This is a genomic window from Shewanella eurypsychrophilus, from assembly GCF_007004545.3.
GTDB lineage: Bacteria > Pseudomonadota > Gammaproteobacteria > Enterobacterales > Shewanellaceae > Shewanella > Shewanella eurypsychrophilus.
Genome location: NZ_CP045503.2, coordinates 354462 through 371966, shown reverse-complemented (window position 1 = coordinate 371966; position 17505 = coordinate 354462). Strand labels below are relative to the sequence as shown.

Below are 17505 nucleotides of genomic sequence, written 5' to 3'. Positions count from 1 at the left end.
TGAAAATCTATACAAAAAGCCCTGCAATGACAGGGCTTTATTGTTTCCATGCGTTTCCATACGTTTCTATTCGTTTCCATACGTTGTATCATTTGTGGTGGGCAAAGTGGTGAGCAGCAACTTCACTCCAAAACGCAACTGGTGGGCAAAGGTATTGGTATGGCAACTATTACAGCAAAGCAAATTCAATCTTTCGTAAAAAGTGAACCCAAGCGTAACGCTATAGGCGGGGGGTTGTATCTAGTAGTTAGGGATAGCGCCACCCCATATTGGATGCTTCGCTATTCATCCAATGGCAAACGTAAAGAGATGACAATTGGTCATTACCCTGATTTATCACTGGCAGATGCCAAAGCTGATGCAGCAATACAGAAGCGTGAGGTTAAGTCAGGTGCCGATCCCTTAATCACTAGAAGACGAATCAAAGAACAGTCGATCCGCTTAGTCGATGACCTTTTTCAAGATTGGTACGACAACGATATTGCTAAGCGCCTAAAGCATCCGAACATCCCCAAACGTGTTTACGTAAAAGATATCAAGCCATCTATAGGTGACATGAAAATTGAGCAAGTAAATGCAAGAGATATTAGATCGATCATTCAAAGCATTGCTAACGAACGCCCCACCATCGCCAATGACTCTTTGATGTATTTGAAGCAACTTTTTCGACATGGCATAAAACTAGACTTAATAGCTAATAATCCCGCGAGTGCCTTTACCGTTTCAGATGCTGGCGGCGTAGAAGCGAGTAGAGACAGGGCACTGTCATTTGATGAGTTAAAAATGGCGTTTGGGCTTTTCCGGAAGCATCAAACAAAATTCACGAGGGATAATTACCTGGCGTGCGCACTCTTAGTCACGCTAGGTGTTCGTAAAAGTGAATTGTGTTGTGCTAAATGGTCAGAATTCGAACTCAATAACACTCTGTGGAATCTACCAGAAGGCAGAAGCAAAACGGGCGCAGCAATTACAATCCCACTGCCTAAACAAGTTTTATCCTGGTTAGAAGAGTTAAAGATGAGAGCTTGCGGATCTGACTACCTCTTTCCACCACGTAGAGTATCTACAAAACTACATATGGGTAACGACACACTTAATAGAGCCATATCTAAAATGTTTGGCCGTGAACCTGGCCGTAAAAAACAACCACCAAACTTAATGGGTGACATGGAACACTTTTCCCCCCATGACCTGCGAAGAACTTTCAGAAGTTTAGCTGCTTCCAATGGTATAGCTGGTCATGTAGCCGAACGCTGTCTTAACCACAAATTAAAAGGTGTTGAAGGTATCTACGATCGCCATGACTACCTGGAAGAGCGAAGAGAAGCGCATGCAAAAGTAGCCGTTATCCTCGAACCAATAATTAATTAGGCTCAGAAATGACTAATAAGGTAATAGATTGCGCAAGCAAGCTTCAAAAGATGATTCCATGGTTTCAAGATAGCCGCTATTCAGTATTTAATAACGCAGATTTGCAATATATAGCTGATGAGTTACTGCGCCGCATTGAAGTTTTTGAGCAGCTTAAATCTAATGAATATGATACTTGCTTACAACAAGATCTATTCTCAGATAGATCAGTTATCAAGAGCAATGAAGAAATAGATACTCAAGACCACTTCGATGCATACTCTGCCGAAGAGGAGGGAGACCCTGTAGGGTTTGATGAGCAAATAGGTTGGGCACTTGATTACCAGACATCCAATGTTTCACCTGTCAGTATTGGAGATATGGCCTCAGCAACATGTCAGATAAGCCACCAATACCAAACTGAAATAGATAGCTTAATTGAAGTTGATAGCTTTGAAGTTAAAAATAACTCTACTTTTGTTTGGCTGAATTTAGCCAATGCAACCAATGCCGAAATTGAAGCTGATCTCTCTGAAAGGTTGCAAGATATTAGAGAGAAGTTCAACTTACCTGAACCTAAAAGGGGCTCCTATACTAAAGCAAACATAAAACGACTAAAGTGTGGATATTTTTTTAAATACATCGACCTTTATTTATGGGCAAAAGCATATGGATATGAGTATGCCTGGGGTAAAAAAATTGAAGAGACATTAATCAAGTTACCTCCAGAAATTAATGACCCTGACTATGTATCAAATACTCTTCGACCTCGAGCTAAAGAACTTCTTAAATTTAGTGTTTACTTGCAACTAACTGAACAAATAAAAAAAGAAAACAGAAAATAACAAACTAAAACAAACTCTTACTAAAATCTACTGTTTTGATAATTCAAAACATAAGAAATTGTATCAACGACTCTCTCTAGCATAAGCCTAAACCTACTGAAACAAAAAAGGGCTTATGATGAGACAACAATTTACCCCACCAACACCTGAGCAGCGTAAAAAGATTCTAGAGGCTGCCGAAGAATCCGAACGCTTAGTAAGAAATCCTGAACGAGAAAAAATTACAGCTCTTTCGCGCTCTCAATCATGGAGACTTGAACGAGCTGGGGTACACCCTAAAGCCACCCGATTAGGTTATAGGTTTACTGCTTGGCTTTTATCAGATCTTCTTTGGTTCGTATCCCAATTTCAAACCTTACCTACCCCATCCAGTCATAGAGGTGAGCATGATTAAGCGTAATGGATTAACACTGCCCCTTAACGATGCTCATGTACTTCAACGTAGAGGAATTGTTATTGCCTACAAAGACGGCGAACCGCTGCACTTTACGTTGCTTCGTTGTCTCGACGGCGAATACACCAGAATATATTTTGGGGCGGCGAGAAAAGACAATATCCAAGACTTTGAATCAATTATTGATTATGGCGATAAGTTCGAGATGGTCACTAAATGGCTTGCATCATAAAAGGAGTTTGCTTATGAAATGGTTTAAACATGACACCAATGCCAACATGGATGCAAAGCTTCAAATGGTTTTACTCGATCACGGTTTGGACGGGTATGGTCTTTATTGGTACTGCTTAGAATTAATCGCGGGGAAAGTTGACTCTAGTAATATCACTTTTCGTCTAGAACATGACGCAAGAATTATTGCTCGAAATACTGGCTGCTCAGAAGCAAGAGTATCCGAAATGATGAAATACTTTATTAATTCAGGGTTATTTGAAGTTGATAACGGACTTGTCACTTGCTTAAAACTAGCAAAAAGACTAGACCAATCGATGACAAGCAGCAAGGATATGCGAAATATAATCAAAGAGATAAGGTTAAGTCATGGTTCAATCATGACGGGTCATGACTCAGTCATGAAAGAAGAGAATAGAATAGAAGAGAAGAGAAGAGATAAGAGTACTACTGGTGATAAATCACAAATTGACCATCAACAAGTAGTAAATACCTTTCATGAGAGCTTACCAATGCTCTCCAAGGTTGAAGTCTATTCAGACGCCAGGCGTAAATCAGTAAAAAGCTTTTTCAAGAAACGTACATCTGAAAAAGGAGAGATATTTACCATCGAAACTCTTCAAGTTTACTTTGAATTTATTTCTGAGAACTGTGGCTGGATGCTTGAGGACCGCCCAAACCCAAATACTGGAGGGGTTTATAAAAAAAGAAACTTTGATTTCATCATGTCAGATCGTTGCTATGTCGCGGTAAAAGAGCGGCAATACGATGACGTGGGGTGTTCAAATGGATAGTCATCTAACAGAACAAAACCTCTTAGGTGCAATCATGTTCTTGAAGGGATTTGGAGACACTGTTGATGAAGTGTTGGATCTGCTCAACATAAAAGATTTTTGCTCTCAGACCCATAAACACATATTTCAAGCAATGGTAGATCTTAAGCAGAAAGGTATTAACCCAGATGTAAATGCTGTAACACAGCATAGATTTTGTGATGATGGATATCTCTACATTTATGAAACTCTTAAAAACACCAGCTCAGGATACAACCTTAAAGCTTACGCGGAGCACCTAAAGAAGCTCTCAGAGCTGCGAACTATACAACAAAGGGTGAACTCCATTAATGAGTTGATTTCTAAGCCTACAGACTTAGACACAAAGCTTAATGCGATTTCATCACTCTTTGACTATGAGACAGGTATTACGAATCAAACTGATGGGGCTAAACATATCTCTGAATGCCTACAAAACTATCTCTCTTACCTGGATGATAGGTGGAACAATTCTGATAAGGTTTTATTCAGCAGTGGGCTTACCGATTTAGACAAGATCCTCGGGGGAGGATATGAAATAGGACTACATGCTATTGCTGCGAATCCCAAAATGGGAAAAACAGAGCTAATGGCAAAAATAATAAATCACTTTGGGATTGAAAAAAAACTTCCCGTGTATGTTGGCTCTATGGAAATGCAAGACTTCCAGGTTGTACATAGGTTAATCAGCTCGTACGCCAAATTAGCTAAGCAATTGATCATGAATAACTTCAATGATGATAACGATCCAGAAAAAACTAGTGAGTCACTGTTTTTTACCAAGCTAGAGGATTACAGAGCAGCAAATATCTACATTGATGACAAACATGATAACTCAGTGTCTAGGATCAGAAGAGAAGCCAGAAAAATAACCCGTAAGCATGGCTATATAGGCGGTATCTTTGTTGATTACCTTCAACTCATGGAGTCAGACCGAAAGTATGACCGAAGAGATTTAGAGGTAGGCGCTATGACTCGAGCATTAAAGGGGATGTCGAAAGAATTTCAGTGTCCCGTTATCATGTTGCTTCAACTCAACCGAGGAAATACCTCGAGAATTGATAAACGTCCAGTTCCTAGCGACTCAAGAGATTCGGGAGCAGTGGAGCAAGATGTTGATAGCTGGATCGGCCTTTATCGAGATTCAGTATTCAATACCAATTCGCCCTGGAAAAACATTACTGAGATTTTAGTTAAATTAAATCGACATGGTGAAACTGGTACTTGTTATCAAAAGCTAACCAGCATGGGGTTTATTGATGTTCAAGAAAATGAAATTGAACGTCTAATAAATAATGATACTAAATTAAACGTATCAAACAGTAGAACAGCTAACTTTTAAAACCAAGTAATATAACTAAAGCCTTTAATCTGATTAATAGGCTAAGGAGAAGTCATGCCAAATTCAAGTGATAGCAAAGCTGATTTAATTTCGAAAAAGTCAAAGCAGCTAGAAGTGATATCAATAATATCTCAGTCAGGAAATATTGATGAGCTTTCGTCCCTGCATATTGAAAGCCTCTTCCAGCTCACTTATGAGTTGTCGAATGAAATAACTGAAATAGCATCAAGCAATAATATTTAGTAGGAGAAAGTATGCCTAGAGTCCATTCAGCCAGAGATCGAGATGAATTTCAGGTCATCTTGAATTCACTAGAAAACAGACGTGGATTTATGGCCAGGTGCCTTGCTGAATTGACAGCTCTATGGGCATTACGGATCAGCGATATCCTAGCTATTACCACGAGGCAAATTGATGAATCATTTGATACTGGAGAGTTCTCAATAATCGAAGGGAAAACCCAAAAAGTTAAGGTGATAACGTTAACACCTCACTCAATAAAATTACTCAATAAGATGCGACTGGAAGCCCCAAATAATACCTACTTATTTGAAAGTAGATATGGCGGTGAACGTAGGCCGTTAAGCCGAAAGACAGCATGGCGTTGGATGGATGAAGTTGAGAGCGATGTGATTCGACACAGGCGATCATGTGGTCGCTTAGGAGGGGTGAACTTAGGCACTCACTCCCTACGTAAATCAGGGTCACGTTTAAGGCAACAAGTGGGCTGTACTTTAGAAGAGTTACAACAGTTACTGAACCACAGTAAGCCAGATACAACCATCAACTACTTAGACAATAACGAACAAGATTTAGTGGATACGTTTATAGCTGGTGATGAGGCGTTATTTGGGGATGTAAAAAGTAATTGAGACAGTTTACAAGTTACGTCCCAAGTTTAGGTTAAAACGCTGATTTTACTAGATTTGAACTTTGTAAAAAATGGGGGTTTTTATGAAAATTAATAGCACAGATACAATAGCCAACTTCCCTGCACTTAAAGCTAGAAAAATAATAAGGGGTTTATCACGTAACCATGAAGGATTTAATATTTCAACATTAAGGTCAGTTATTGGAACGACTAAGAAAGTTACTCAATCGCACCTTAATTCATTTATAAGCGAAGGGTATATAGAGGCTATTGATCCGCCTAGTAAAGATAGAACCCATATAACAACAATAAAGGGAAACTCATTAGCTCAAGCAACAGCATCAAAAAAGGTTAAACGCTCTACGGCAAATAAGCACTATGAAGAATTTATGGAAAGAGTTAACGAAATAAACTCCAGTGATAAATATTTATTCCAGGTCAGTGAAGTTATTTTATTTGGTAGCTATCTAACCGATGCTCCAACTGTCAGTGATATTGACCTTTATATTCGCGTAGAACGAAAACCAAAGTTCTCTGACAACTTTTCCTCGATACGAGAGCAAAGAACACTAGAAATGGAAAGGGACGGGAGACAGTTCCGGACATTCTCTGAACTCATTTACTGGCCAGAAACAGACGTAAGAAAGTATCTAAAAAATGGTTCACGAGTGATCAGCATCCAAGCTTGTATGCCCGATCCGGATGACATACCAGAAGGCAACAAAACAGTTTTCAACATTCATAGTCATTAACTAGGAGTACGTATGATATTAGGTAAAACAATTGAACAAGCGAACGAAGAAGCATTAGCTTTAAACTTTCTAACGAGTGACGAGTTGAAAGAGCTAATAGCAACAGGGTTAACTGAACTAAATGCAGAGATCTTAGAGGTTCCCGAAGCCCAAAAAGAAGCGGTAAAAAATGCCATTGACTCAGTAAGCGGGTGGGAGTCATTTAACATAGATGGCGATGATTCACAGTCATCAATTAGATGGCTCATAAGCAAACTGGCTGATGGATACAAAGCCGAAGAAAAATTATTCATGGACTTAAGGTCTGATGAAGTATTTGGTCTACCAATCGTTTCTGAACGTGGCCGCTGTTATATTGAATTGATTAGGCCAAAAACCGCATTTGAAGCAGAAAAAAAGCAAGCAGGGTTAGACGCTAAGAAAAAATACAAACAATCGATAAAAGATAAAGAGAACCAAAGGATGAAAAGCCTGGCAAGAGCAAAAGAAAGCTTTGCGTACTGGGAGAAGTACGAACAAGACCAAGAGGTATTAGCCAAGGAAGCTGCAAGTATATTGTCTTAAAATACCAACCTGCCCACCAAAATGGTGGGCTTTAAATTGGAGGGGACCCTGGCACATATAGATTCATCGAGGGGTCATAATACCTCCCGATTTTCGTCTATTTCTCGAACTCTATAGGCGAGAGAAGAACATAACCCTTTATTTTTACTTATCAATTGCATGATTCCTCTCAATCTCTCTTCAGAAAGGCTAATTTTTAAACATGAACGAGTCCTTCTGGCATAGTGCCCTTCAAGGGTAATTAGACGCCCGACACATCACTATAAATGAAAATTTCCGGGGTTGGTTGTTGCTTTGTTATACAGTGAATAAATCCTAATAGGAGTCGGTCAAAATCACATTTGCATGATAAAGTGACCCGTCACAAATACAAACATCGTCATCTCTAATATTGATTTTTTGTGGTTAAAGGACAATGATTAGGTTTTTCCATTCAGATGGATGAATTTATGGAATTTTCTGAGAAAGAGTTAGAAGATTTAATATTCAAAGGGTTAGAACAAGACTTTGAGAGATTATCTGACCAGGGCTTTCCAGTACCTGTTAACCCCACGTTTTATCGTCAAGTTAAACTCGGTGATTATGGCATTGTTGATATTCTTGGAATCGGTCGAGATGAGAAAACTGACAAGCTAGAAATTTATCTTTATGAACTAAAACGCGATTCAATTGGGGCGGCTCAAATTCCACAGGTAACAAAATACATGGGTGGCATTTTAAACTGGCTGGGTGACAAGTACACAATTGATGAAGATTACTTCATATACGGTATTCTTATGGCACCAATTTTTGAAAGTTTTCTATCTTGGTTCATTGACCCTAGAATAACTTTTTATTCAGTTGGTTTTGATGCGTTTGAAGGCCTTGTTTTTACTAAACATTCATACTCTGCTTACACTGATCACGAATGCAATACTGTCAAGATCAAGATTCCAGAAATAGCTAATGAAGTAAGCTCCGAAGGTATCACTGAAGGTATCACTGAAGGTATCACTGAAGGTGAGGATGCTAAGAAAGAGTGATCTGAATAGCCGTACCAAATATTGATATCTACTTGTAAATCCAGTATTAGACATTTAAAGGTTGCTCTATCACCACATTGGTGGGCAAATAGGTGGGCAAAAATACAACCAAACAAAACCCATTAAGCAATGCATTGATTTAAATGAAAAATAAAAGATTACTCAACAAGCAGATCCAGAACGTAGAGTAGTGTTTTTCACGGTTTAACCTCGTTCACAAAACCCACCAAAGCCCCGTACTTACGGGGCTTTTTGTTTTCCTTTACTTCTATGTTCGTAGATAAATATATGTTCTAGCACGTGTTTTTACATGTTGACAGGGGCAAGATTCACTAATCGATTAGCTCTCGCTTCTAAACCATCTAGAATGGAGTCCCGTATATGAACAGGAAAGTCTATAGGTAACTGTGACTTCACCTTGGTAACTACCGAATCTACTACATCCGCTAGCTCACTCATAATGTACGCCATAGCGTCAGTGTCATAACCTATAGCCTTGGCTGTTTGGATAAAGTGCCTTGGGAAGATCTGTGCTATCCGATATTCCTTACCTTTCGTCGCTTTGAGTCCCATAGCCAACTTAGCATTACGGATATTTAAACCTTTTCCTCCAATGGCTGGGGATATGGACAAAATATCGTAAAAGGGGGTTAATCGATAACCGCCACCAGCCTCAATGAATAATGAGAAGTTTTTCGCATGCCCATCGGTTGCAGCTAGCAGCCAAAACAATACTTGAGACTTCATGAAATTATATCTATCTCGCTCTGCATTCTTAGAGCCGAGAAGATAAGGCATGATCTGTTCAATACCGGGACCACCATGACTTTCATATTTTTTGGCTGGTGGAATATTTAAGGTCTGACAAAAGTCTTCTTGTGGCAACCGCATAATCCATTTGCCATCGGTCGATAACTTACGATCAAAGCGTTCAACAGTAAGCGCCTTAATATCACCCACTTGGATTATTGAGCATTGCGGCACATCTAAGCCAAACTCTCTGACTATCATCATGCACAAATATTCATTTTCAACGCTGTCTGACATATCAATTGTATGTGAATGGCTCTGGATCTCACCGATTGGCAGCTTGATAATATGAGTTGTAGGAGTTGCTTTAATTGGAAGGTGCCATTGGCCATCGAGATTAAGTAAAGCAGTCTTTTCTTGGGCTCCAGCAATAGAAATTCTAAAATCATCTTCATCCGCTAACATACCTAACGGGATATCTGACTGATAGCCCTTTAGTACTTTTTCTAATTCTTTATCGGACAAAGGTTTAGATTCAATTTTTTTTACATCAAAAGCATTTTGATCATGTGGTACTAACTGCAGCGCACCGACACTGTCTTGTCCTACTTTATATAGCAGATCGAACGCCTGGGTAGATTGCGCATTGTGACGAGCAACTATTCTATTTCTAACGTCCGTGTTATCTGGAAGTAAGTTATCAAAGAAGTTATAAACTTCATCTCCCTTATACTCATGCTTTCGCAGTGGCATAGAGAGCGATATAGGGCGGCTACCGGATATATCTAACCATTGCTGTTCATACTTAAACAGATGGGAGCCTGTAGTAGATTTAGTGAACTCCCCGATGAAGTAACCATTCATATAAACATCAAGAATAGCCATTACCACTCCTCCTTCCATTCTTGGTCAGAGGTTATGGCTTTATCATCGTGGATTTCACCCCCCAACTCTGGATTTCTAACCTTAACGTCTAGCTCAAGATTTAATGCTGATAAGATCTTAAACAACGTTTCTAATTTGGTTGAATCGGGGTTTTGCTCAAAGCTAGAAACCGTATCCTGACGAATGCCGACCTTATTGCCCACCTTACTTTGCGAGAGCTTCATATTCAGTCGTGCATCTTTGAGATACGCACTAAGCTGTTTTGAGTTGGTCACCTTCATAATCACTTTACCTATAGAAACTGTTCTCAAATCTACTTTACACGCTAAAGCAGGTAAATCAAGTTTTACACGCTAAAACCGTTAAAACCAGTTTACACGCTATGACCGTTAAACTTAGTTTACACGCTGAAGAGTGTAACTATACAAAGGTTAAGCCTCGATATTATCGTTAAGCACCATGCAGTTAATATCATTTTAACAACCTGAGTATCGGTTTCTCAGGATAGGGGCAGAGAAAATTTCCTGGTTTAATATCAGGAAAGTCCTGATCGCAGATACCGCTGCCAAAGCGGTATAGGGCATCGTCGATAAAGCGTTCTGCAGGAGTAAACTCACTCTTTTTACTTCGTTGCCCTGCAATCTTCCTAGGCTGTTCATTGATATACATGCTCAACTCCCACGCCTCATCATTGTCAAAGCGGCGCGGCTTGTGGTCATCAAACAATGAGTGCAGGTAGTGCTGTACCTCAGTAATATGGGCACCGATACTGGGATCTAGATTACGAAAGCAGTGGACCTTGGTTTGATCAAAGTAATACTCGATATTATCGAGAACCTGTATACCGTGATCGTCATGTCGAATAAAGCGATTTGCTCGCAGCCAGCCAATGGTGTGCAGTTTCCACTGATTATAAAAATCTTGCTGTACCTGCTGCCAGTCGGGCTTTAACGGGTAATGAATCATCATGCAGTAGCGGCTATGGGACTCCATAAATACCACGAGCCAACTGCCATCATCATAGGGTTGCCACTGACGGCCAGATAGTTGAATAACCTGCCCCTGCCAGCTAACTCGATTGGCATTAGTGCTAATCGATTGCACACCCGGATTATTTCCATCGCTGTCAGTTATTCGCTCAAGAGGCTCTTTAAGCATTTTACACATTAGGTTGGACAAACTTAAAAACAGCGCCATCAAGATCACTCAGATTAACTCGTTAGATGACCAATATGTTATCACCTTTGGCATACAAAGCTGCTAAATCAAGCTTCCATAGTGATATCTGGGCTAAACTCAGCAATAGTCGAAGGATTGATGAAATATTCAGGATGAATAAAATGCTCATTGAGATCGCTTATGATGATAGAGAGCACGCTGAGATATTGCTCGAACAACTAACACTCCACACAGATGTTCACCTGATAAGAAAACGCCTAATGCTCGGTGATTATCAGATAAACAACTGGCTGATAGAAAGAAAAACACTCCCAGATCTCGCCTTATCACTCTGCAATGGTAGGCTATTTTCTCAGATCTATAGATTATCTGAAAGTTCCTGTAATACGGCACTACTTATTGAAGGAACAACTCGTGATATTGCCTCTTATGACATTACTCGAGAATCCTTAATAGGAGCGATATGCTCAATTTCACTCAGCTTCAATATGCCCATTTTACGCAGCTTGTCCCAAACAGAGTCGGCTAAAATCCTCTACTTCTGTGCCACACAATTATACAGCAGAGAAGCTGGGTTAAAACTTGATGGTAGAAAGCCTAAGCGTAAAAAAAACCGCCAACTTTTCATACTGCAAAGCCTTCCACAGATAGGCCCCAAGTTAGCCAAACGCCTATTAAGTCATTTTAACAATATCGAAGCGGTATTTACTGCAACAGAAGAGGAGTTGATCAACGTTGAGGGGATAGGACGAGATAAGGCTCGAAAAATACGCGAAATATTAACGCAATAATCAACAAGCACCTTTCAAGCAGTATAGAAAAAAGGACCATGGAGCGGCATCCAACATTGCAGGGAAAGATGATCATAGCTTTAACTACATGGTCCGTATCTAATACTTAAGATATATAAATCATAATGGGAACAACAAAAAGCCAGTTCAGATTACGCCCACCAAAAGACACCTGTCAACGCAATTAGTACCTAATGTCATCAATTTGCCATATCGGTCATAAACCAAATTAAAACTGTGACAGACTGCAACCCAAAAGTTAAATCGTTATAACCAAACGATTTTAATTATCATTAACCATGTAGATCCAACTCACAAAACAAGCCGATTTTACAACCAAAGTGTCAATATCAACATATAGATACACACATGCTTACATTAACCAGATCCAGATCACATTATTAGTCGACACTTGTAAATATTATTACCTCGAAATAAGTACAAAAATATTAATATCGTTTCCTTTAGAAACTACGAGTGTGAGAGAAGTGATGAGAATCTTACAAAAAATCGGCCTGCTAACTGCGTTTATCGCCGCTACAGTCCTCTCAGTGCCAAGCGCACTGGCAAATGACACCGCTACTCCTTTGGAGCAGCAACTGGTTAATAAATTCACGGAGGCTAACTACTCTAAGAAAGGTGCTGACACCTGTCTGATGTGCCACAAAAAATCACCATCCGTTATGGCTATTTTCAATACGCCACACGGCAATACCGACAAGGGCCCAATGGCTGGACTTCAATGTGAAGCCTGTCATGGACCACAAGGTAAGCACAAAGGTAACAACGAACCCATGCTCACTTTCGGGGATGAGTTCTCTGTCGAAGGTCGCAACAGCGTCTGTGAGTCTTGCCACAGCCAAGAGCACACTCCCTTCCATGACCAAGCCTGTAGTGATTGTCACAACATTCACCAAGCTGAGTTAGTTGCCGAGCAGCCACAAGCTCAATGTGCAAACTGTCACAGCCAGCAAGACTCGGCCCAGTTTAAGCGCTCGACTCACTTAGGCACCTTAACCTGCAGCGATTGCCACAACCCACATGAAGAAGCGCCGCTATCTATTAATGACACCTGTTACAGCTGTCATGCCGAGAAGCGTGGACCTGCACTTTGGGAGCACTCGCCTGTCACTGAAGATTGCACCACCTGTCACAACCCACATGGCTCGGTCAACGACAACCTGCTTAACAGTCGTGCACCTCAGCTTTGTCAGAGTTGTCACAACCAAGCCGGTCACCCAGGTGATGTGCACAACAGCTTAAATGGCTTCACTCAAGGGCAATCTTGCATGAACTGTCACAGCAAGATACATGGCTCGAACCACCCTTCTGGCCACTTGTTTGAGAAATAGGAGTCGATGATGAACGCTAAACTTACTTTAGTAGCACTCGCTGTTCTCTCAGCCAATGCTACCGCAGCAAACTTCGCTGTACCGCAAAATATTAATAATGACTATGCCTGTAAGCGTTGTGTCGCTCCCGAGCACAGCAACACTGTCGGTCTGATGACCGAGCAGCGCACTCACTTAGACAGCCAATACGGCGCCAATGCCGATATTCGTGGTGAAAACTACACTATCGATGCTAAAAATGCAGGCGCTGACAATGGTCATCTAAAAGCGGCAGCCAACCTAGGCGATTTCGCCCTGGAGCTGGCTTATGTCAATCGCTGGAACCTCGACGATAACGACATCGGCGCCGAGCGTCAGCAGTTATCGGCCGCGGCTAAGTATCAGACTCAGCTCGTTACCGCCTTTGTGAAAGCAAGCTCGGAAGACAAGCAAGGTCAGCGTATTAGCTCAGTAGTTGACCCAAAACCAACTAACTTCCTAGAGACCATCGACCACACCACCCAAGTGATGAACGCCGGTGTACAACTCCATGGTGACTTTTGGAATGTTGGTCTTGCGGCCGTCAGCTCTGACTTTACCGATAACGCCGGTATCGATGCCGATAACAGCGCTCAGCAAGCCAGTGTTAAAGCCGGCCTGAACTATGGCAAAACGCGCCTAAGCGTCAGCGCCGCTTCGGGCAAGATGATACAAGATGGTCCTATCGAGCAAGAAAACTCATTAGTGCCTATCTCAAACTTCGACGGTGAAGTCGAAACGCTCGACTACAGTGCCCGCATTAGCTCTCGCGTTGCAGGCATCAAGGTCGCAGGTTTTTACAGCTACAGTGACCGCGATAATGTCAGTGGCTCTTATGAGTTTTTCGAAGCCATCAACACCCCAATCGATAGCAGCAAGACACGTTACGGCGTCGACGCCAGCTACCGTTTAGGCAGCACTAAGTTCAGCGCCGGTTTTGAGCAAAACGACCGTGTCCGCTCAGACTCAGACCGCGAAGAGACTCAAGAGAGTGAAATCTTTGGCCGTGTCGACTACCGCTACCAGCAACTGAGCACCCACGTTAAGTTCACCAGCAGCGAACGCACTGGCTCACAGTACCGTATCGGCGACGATATCTTTCAAAAGTACTACTTAGCCGACCGCGACCGTGTCAGCACGCAACTGGGTCTTGGCTATAGCCAAAACAACTACGGCGCTAACCTGAAAGTGGTTTTGGCCAGTGACGAGTACTCAAACAGCTCGGCGCTGCAAGAGTCTGACGAGATGTCAGTCAACCTCGACGGTTACTACCTTATCAGCAAGCAGATGACCCTGAATGCCTATGCCGGTACTCAGACCATCGACAGCCTAGAGATACACAACACCACAGTAAGCGATGAGTTCACCTACTTTGGTTTTGGGCTGAATAAGTACCAAATCAATGAAGATATGGCACTCGGCACCTCCTACACCTTCTCATTTTCGGGCAGTGACACTGCGGTAGATAGCACCGAAATGGGTGACTACTACCAGTACCAACACCTTGCTGAAATCCATATGGATTACCGCATCAATGCGCGTATCTCGACCCGTTTTGCTTACAGCTATGAACGTAACTACGACACGAACTACGCCAACCAACCGATTGAAGCCATCAATAGTATTGAAGACCTTAATCAAAATTACACCGACCACAAGATCGGTGCATTTTTCACAATAAAGCTGTAAGGGACAACTATGAAACGTCGCGACTTTCTTAAAGTCAGTGCAGCATCAGCCGCAGTAGCAAGTGTTACTGGTTGTAGCTCTGACTCAGCAGAACCTGCTAAGCCGATTGAACAACCGATCACTGACCCCATCGCTGGTGAGAGCCATGCTTGGGCTCAGTGTCAAAGTAACTGCTGGGCCTGGTGTCCACTAAAAGTCATCACTAAAGATGGCAAAATTATTCGTATCGAGCCACATACTGAAGGTGATGATAACTTCGACTCTGGCTTTATCCATAACAAGGCCTGCGCTAAAGGCTTGATGCTTAAAGAGCTAGTTTACTCTCCAGAGCGTCTGACTAAGCCGCTTAAACGTGTCGGAAAACGAGGCGAAGGTAAGTTTGAAGAGATCAGCTGGGAGCAGGCCGCTAGTGAAATAGCTCAATCTCTGCGTAGCACTATCGACAGCTGTGGTAACCGCGCAGTCATGCTAGGTAATGGCTCTGGCGCTGCCCATAGCTCATACCCAATCATGGGCCCACATGTGCGTTTAATGAACTTGCTTGGTGGCTTCCAGAAGACTTACGGCTACTACAGCGCATGTATGAAAGAGCAAGCCATCCCTTATACCTTTGGCCCCAGCACTAAAAACTTAGCTTACGGTCAAGGTACAGGTTCTTCGTCAGTCACAGAGATGAAGCACTCTGACTATATTCTCTCTTTTGGTTATAACCCACTCGAGATGTTTATGACGGGCGGCGGTGAGGGTCACCATTTTGCTCAGACGCTTGAAAGTAATGATATCAAATTCGTCTATGTTGATCCTCGCTACACAGATACCTGCTTAGGTCGTGAGGATGACTGGTTAGGTATTCGTCCAGGTACCGATGGCGCATTAATTGAAGCTATCTTCCATCAGGTCCTTGTTGCCTATGGCTACGACAGTGAAACAAACACCTTCGCAGATAAGCGTGGTAACTGGGCTAACACAGCGATCCTTGGCCTAACTAACAAGAGCCTAGAAGAGTACAAGACTAAGCTAGAACTTGAACTTGAATCTGGTGAGATAACTGATGGCAATGCGCAATACGCCGAACATATCGAGCCTGAAGATAACTTGTACGACTACATCATGGGCACCTTTACCGGTAAAGCTAAGACACCTGAATGGGCTGCGCCTATCTGTGGTGTTCCTGCCGGTAAGATCCGTGAAGTCGCACAAGATCTACTGAGTGCCGACGCACCATTTATCTGTTCTGGCCAAGGTATTCAACGTAATGCATGTGGCGAACAGGTGATGCGTGCCATCTATACACTACCTGTACTGCTTAATGCTATCGGCCGTCGTGGTACCAACAATGGTGACCTACCTATGGTCGCAGCAGCAGGTCCAGGTGCCGCCATGATCCCGATGGCATTTTGGTCCGATCCTACCGTGCCAGGCTTCATTGGCGGTACAGCACCGGCCTCAGTTGTTAAAGCAAAAATCCCAACCTATAAGACCTTTGAGGCTATGGTTCGCGGTCATGAAATGACTGAGCGAAGTGATGGTGTGCTTGGTATGACGGTTGACTCAGATACCCCTGAGAATGATGAAAAATATGGTACTAACATCAAGTTTTTGATGACCATTGCGGGTAATACCGTTAATCAGCATGGTGATATCGAAGAAGTTAAAAAAGTGCTTAGTCTTGAGCCTACCCCAGGTCAAAAAGAGGAGCCTGGTCTAGATATGCACGTGGTTATCGATACCCAGATGACGCCAACGGCGCAATGGGCCGATATCGTTCTGCCTGATACCACTTGGACCGAGCGCTATGACTATATTGCTTCCGACAATACCACTGTTTATACAGTACCAAGTATCGAGCCTATCGGTGACAGTAAACCCGTATTTGAATTCCTTGTCATGCTTGCTGAAGAGATGGGCGTCACCGGTTTTGCGACTAAGGGACTGACCCAGGAAGCGATGACTAAGACCTTTATCGATGAAGCGGTCAACGGCCCGATGGGTGATCCGACGCTACCTCACTGGTCTGATCATGAAGAGCACGGTTATGTGTTCACGCATAAGTTTGAAGAACCTTCAATCGGTATGGAGAAAGAGTTCAACCAACGGGGTGGCGGCGTTAAGTTATCGACTCCATCGACCTTAGTTGAAGCCTACTCTCCAAGATTGGCCTGGATTGCTTCAGACAAAGGTTGGGACAAAGACGAAGAGTATGTTGATGGTGGCGTAACAGCACTGCCTAAGTACCTTCGAACCTGGGAAGATTTTGAAGACCAAGATGCTATCGATGAAGGCTTCGAGTTCCAATTAGTGAACTACCACACTAAGGGACGTGCCCACTCAACCTTCCACAACTGTCCGACGCTGCGCAAGGTGTATGAAGACGCTATCTGGATCAACCCCTATGACGCCAACAACCTCGGCATCATCTCCGGTGAGATGGTCGATGTGGCTAGCCCCCGCGGCACAATCGAAGTTCCTGCAAAGGTAACGACACGTATCGCTATGGGTGTGGTCGCTATCGGTCAAGGGGCTTGGCATAAGAAGTTGGGTAATAAAGATGTCGGTGGTTGCGCCAACACCTTAACCCGCCAGAAGCCAACACCATTGGCTAAAGGTAATCCTATGAACTCAGTTCGCGTTCGTATCACTAAAGCGTAAGGAGCTTAA

Annotated in this window: 18 protein-coding genes; 15 read left to right on the top strand and 3 right to left on the bottom strand. The window is 42.5% G+C overall.

The features are described from left to right. Nucleotides 1-159: 159 nt before the first annotated feature. The 11 genes from FM038_RS01620 (at nucleotide 160) to FM038_RS01570 (ending at nucleotide 8183) form a co-directional block, all read left to right on the top strand. A complete protein-coding gene (locus tag FM038_RS01620) occupies nucleotides 160-1371 on the top strand; it encodes a tyrosine-type recombinase/integrase (protein WP_142874855.1) in 1212 nt (403 codons plus the stop codon). An 8-nt stretch (nucleotides 1372-1379) separates the two neighbouring features. Then, nucleotides 1380-2195, top strand: coding sequence for a DUF6387 family protein (locus FM038_RS01615; RefSeq protein WP_142874856.1), 816 nt, complete (start codon nucleotides 1380-1382; stop codon nucleotides 2193-2195). Nucleotides 2196-2310: 115 nt separating this feature from the next. Then, nucleotides 2311-2589, top strand: coding sequence for an AlpA family phage regulatory protein (locus FM038_RS01610; protein ID WP_199242722.1), 279 nt, complete (start codon nucleotides 2311-2313; stop codon nucleotides 2587-2589). Further along, nucleotides 2582-2821, top strand: coding sequence for a hypothetical protein (locus FM038_RS01605; protein ID WP_142874857.1), 240 nt, complete (start codon nucleotides 2582-2584; stop codon nucleotides 2819-2821). The genes FM038_RS01610 and FM038_RS01605 overlap by 8 nt, the downstream gene beginning before the upstream one ends. Before the next feature lie 13 nt (nucleotides 2822-2834). Next, nucleotides 2835-3614 (top strand): Lin1244/Lin1753 domain-containing protein, encoded by a 780-nt coding sequence (locus FM038_RS01600; protein ID WP_142874858.1) that lies wholly within the window; start codon nucleotides 2835-2837, stop codon nucleotides 3612-3614. Then, nucleotides 3607-4974, top strand: a complete 1368-nt coding sequence (locus tag FM038_RS01595) for a replicative DNA helicase (RefSeq protein WP_185965874.1) — start codon at nucleotides 3607-3609, stop codon at nucleotides 4972-4974. Before FM038_RS01600 ends, FM038_RS01595 begins: the two co-directional genes overlap by 8 nt. Nucleotides 4975-5028: 54 nt before the next feature. After that, nucleotides 5029-5217: a hypothetical protein gene (locus FM038_RS01590; RefSeq protein WP_142874860.1), complete on the top strand. Its 189-nt coding sequence runs from the start codon at nucleotides 5029-5031 to the stop codon at nucleotides 5215-5217. Between the two features lie 11 nt (nucleotides 5218-5228). Then, on the top strand, nucleotides 5229-5846 hold the full coding sequence (locus tag FM038_RS01585) for a tyrosine-type recombinase/integrase (protein WP_142874861.1): 618 nt from the start codon (nucleotides 5229-5231) through the stop codon (nucleotides 5844-5846). 82 nt (nucleotides 5847-5928) lie between these two features. Continuing rightward, nucleotides 5929-6597 carry a nucleotidyltransferase domain-containing protein gene (locus FM038_RS01580; protein ID WP_185965875.1) on the top strand — a complete coding sequence of 223 codons (669 nt, stop codon included), beginning with the start codon at nucleotides 5929-5931 and terminating at the stop codon, nucleotides 6595-6597. Nucleotides 6598-6609: 12 nt separating this feature from the next. Continuing rightward, the gene (locus FM038_RS01575; RefSeq protein ID WP_142874863.1) at nucleotides 6610-7161 is read left to right on the top strand and encodes a hypothetical protein; all 552 of its coding nucleotides are present in this window, start codon (nucleotides 6610-6612) and stop codon (nucleotides 7159-7161) included. Nucleotides 7162-7610: 449 nt separating this feature from the next. Beyond that, entirely contained in the window at nucleotides 7611-8183 is a 573-nt protein-coding gene (locus tag FM038_RS01570; protein WP_142874864.1) for a PDDEXK family nuclease, read from the top strand. A gap of 306 nt (nucleotides 8184-8489) precedes the next feature. On the opposite strand, the gene FM038_RS01565 is transcribed toward FM038_RS01570, so the two are convergent. From FM038_RS01565 to FM038_RS01555, 3 genes are all read right to left on the bottom strand, one after another. Next, on the bottom strand, nucleotides 8490-9818 hold the full coding sequence (locus tag FM038_RS01565) for a type II toxin-antitoxin system HipA family toxin (RefSeq protein WP_142874865.1): 1329 nt from the start codon (nucleotides 9816-9818) through the stop codon (nucleotides 8490-8492). After that, nucleotides 9818-10099, bottom strand: a complete 282-nt coding sequence (locus FM038_RS01560; RefSeq protein ID WP_142874866.1) for a helix-turn-helix domain-containing protein — start codon at nucleotides 10097-10099, stop codon at nucleotides 9818-9820. The genes FM038_RS01565 and FM038_RS01560 overlap by 1 nt, the downstream gene beginning before the upstream one ends. Before the next feature lie 190 nt (nucleotides 10100-10289). Continuing rightward, nucleotides 10290-10976 (bottom strand): amino acid adenylation, encoded by a 687-nt coding sequence (locus tag FM038_RS01555; RefSeq protein ID WP_223292979.1) that lies wholly within the window; start codon nucleotides 10974-10976, stop codon nucleotides 10290-10292. A 173-nt stretch (nucleotides 10977-11149) separates the two neighbouring features. Between FM038_RS01555 and FM038_RS01550 the strand changes: the two genes are divergently transcribed. The 4 genes from FM038_RS01550 (at nucleotide 11150) to FM038_RS01535 (ending at nucleotide 17496) form a co-directional block, all read left to right on the top strand. Beyond that, nucleotides 11150-11788, top strand: coding sequence for an ERCC4 domain-containing protein (locus FM038_RS01550; protein ID WP_142874875.1), 639 nt, complete (start codon nucleotides 11150-11152; stop codon nucleotides 11786-11788). A 491-nt stretch (nucleotides 11789-12279) separates the two neighbouring features. Continuing rightward, nucleotides 12280-13140: a DmsE family decaheme c-type cytochrome gene (locus tag FM038_RS01545; RefSeq protein WP_142873541.1), complete on the top strand. Its 861-nt coding sequence runs from the start codon at nucleotides 12280-12282 to the stop codon at nucleotides 13138-13140. A 9-nt stretch (nucleotides 13141-13149) separates the two neighbouring features. Then, nucleotides 13150-14847, top strand: a complete 1698-nt coding sequence (locus tag FM038_RS01540) for an MtrB/PioB family outer membrane beta-barrel protein (protein WP_142874867.1) — start codon at nucleotides 13150-13152, stop codon at nucleotides 14845-14847. Nucleotides 14848-14856: 9 nt separating this feature from the next. Then, nucleotides 14857-17496 carry a molybdopterin-dependent oxidoreductase gene (locus FM038_RS01535; protein ID WP_142874868.1) on the top strand — a complete coding sequence of 880 codons (2640 nt, stop codon included), beginning with the start codon at nucleotides 14857-14859 and terminating at the stop codon, nucleotides 17494-17496. The last annotated feature ends 9 nt before the right edge of the window (nucleotides 17497-17505 follow it).

What these genes read in the sequence shown, in the direction of transcription:
- FM038_RS01620 (WP_142874855.1), top strand. Translation starts at nt 160, where the DNA reads ATGGCAACTATTACAGCAAAGCAAATTCAATCTTTCGTAAAAAGTGAA.
- FM038_RS01615 (WP_142874856.1), top strand. Translation starts at nt 1,380, where the DNA reads ATGACTAATAAGGTAATAGATTGCGCAAGCAAGCTTCAAAAGATGATT.
- FM038_RS01610 (WP_199242722.1), top strand. Translation starts at nt 2,311, where the DNA reads ATGATGAGACAACAATTTACCCCACCAACACCTGAGCAGCGTAAAAAG.
- FM038_RS01605 (WP_142874857.1), top strand. Translation starts at nt 2,582, where the DNA reads ATGATTAAGCGTAATGGATTAACACTGCCCCTTAACGATGCTCATGTA.
- FM038_RS01600 (WP_142874858.1), top strand. Translation starts at nt 2,835, where the DNA reads ATGAAATGGTTTAAACATGACACCAATGCCAACATGGATGCAAAGCTT.
- FM038_RS01595 (WP_185965874.1), top strand. Translation starts at nt 3,607, where the DNA reads ATGGATAGTCATCTAACAGAACAAAACCTCTTAGGTGCAATCATGTTC.
- FM038_RS01590 (WP_142874860.1), top strand. Translation starts at nt 5,029, where the DNA reads ATGCCAAATTCAAGTGATAGCAAAGCTGATTTAATTTCGAAAAAGTCA.
- FM038_RS01585 (WP_142874861.1), top strand. Translation starts at nt 5,229, where the DNA reads ATGCCTAGAGTCCATTCAGCCAGAGATCGAGATGAATTTCAGGTCATC.
- FM038_RS01580 (WP_185965875.1), top strand. Translation starts at nt 5,929, where the DNA reads ATGAAAATTAATAGCACAGATACAATAGCCAACTTCCCTGCACTTAAA.
- FM038_RS01575 (WP_142874863.1), top strand. Translation starts at nt 6,610, where the DNA reads ATGATATTAGGTAAAACAATTGAACAAGCGAACGAAGAAGCATTAGCT.
- FM038_RS01570 (WP_142874864.1), top strand. Translation starts at nt 7,611, where the DNA reads ATGGAATTTTCTGAGAAAGAGTTAGAAGATTTAATATTCAAAGGGTTA.
- FM038_RS01565 (WP_142874865.1), bottom strand. Translation starts at nt 9,818, where the DNA reads ATGGCTATTCTTGATGTTTATATGAATGGTTACTTCATCGGGGAGTTC.
- FM038_RS01560 (WP_142874866.1), bottom strand. Translation starts at nt 10,099, where the DNA reads ATGAAGGTGACCAACTCAAAACAGCTTAGTGCGTATCTCAAAGATGCA.
- FM038_RS01555 (WP_223292979.1), bottom strand. Translation starts at nt 10,976, where the DNA reads ATGCTTAAAGAGCCTCTTGAGCGAATAACTGACAGCGATGGAAATAAT.
- FM038_RS01550 (WP_142874875.1), top strand. Translation starts at nt 11,150, where the DNA reads ATGAATAAAATGCTCATTGAGATCGCTTATGATGATAGAGAGCACGCT.
- FM038_RS01545 (WP_142873541.1), top strand. Translation starts at nt 12,280, where the DNA reads ATGAGAATCTTACAAAAAATCGGCCTGCTAACTGCGTTTATCGCCGCT.
- FM038_RS01540 (WP_142874867.1), top strand. Translation starts at nt 13,150, where the DNA reads ATGAACGCTAAACTTACTTTAGTAGCACTCGCTGTTCTCTCAGCCAAT.
- FM038_RS01535 (WP_142874868.1), top strand. Translation starts at nt 14,857, where the DNA reads ATGAAACGTCGCGACTTTCTTAAAGTCAGTGCAGCATCAGCCGCAGTA.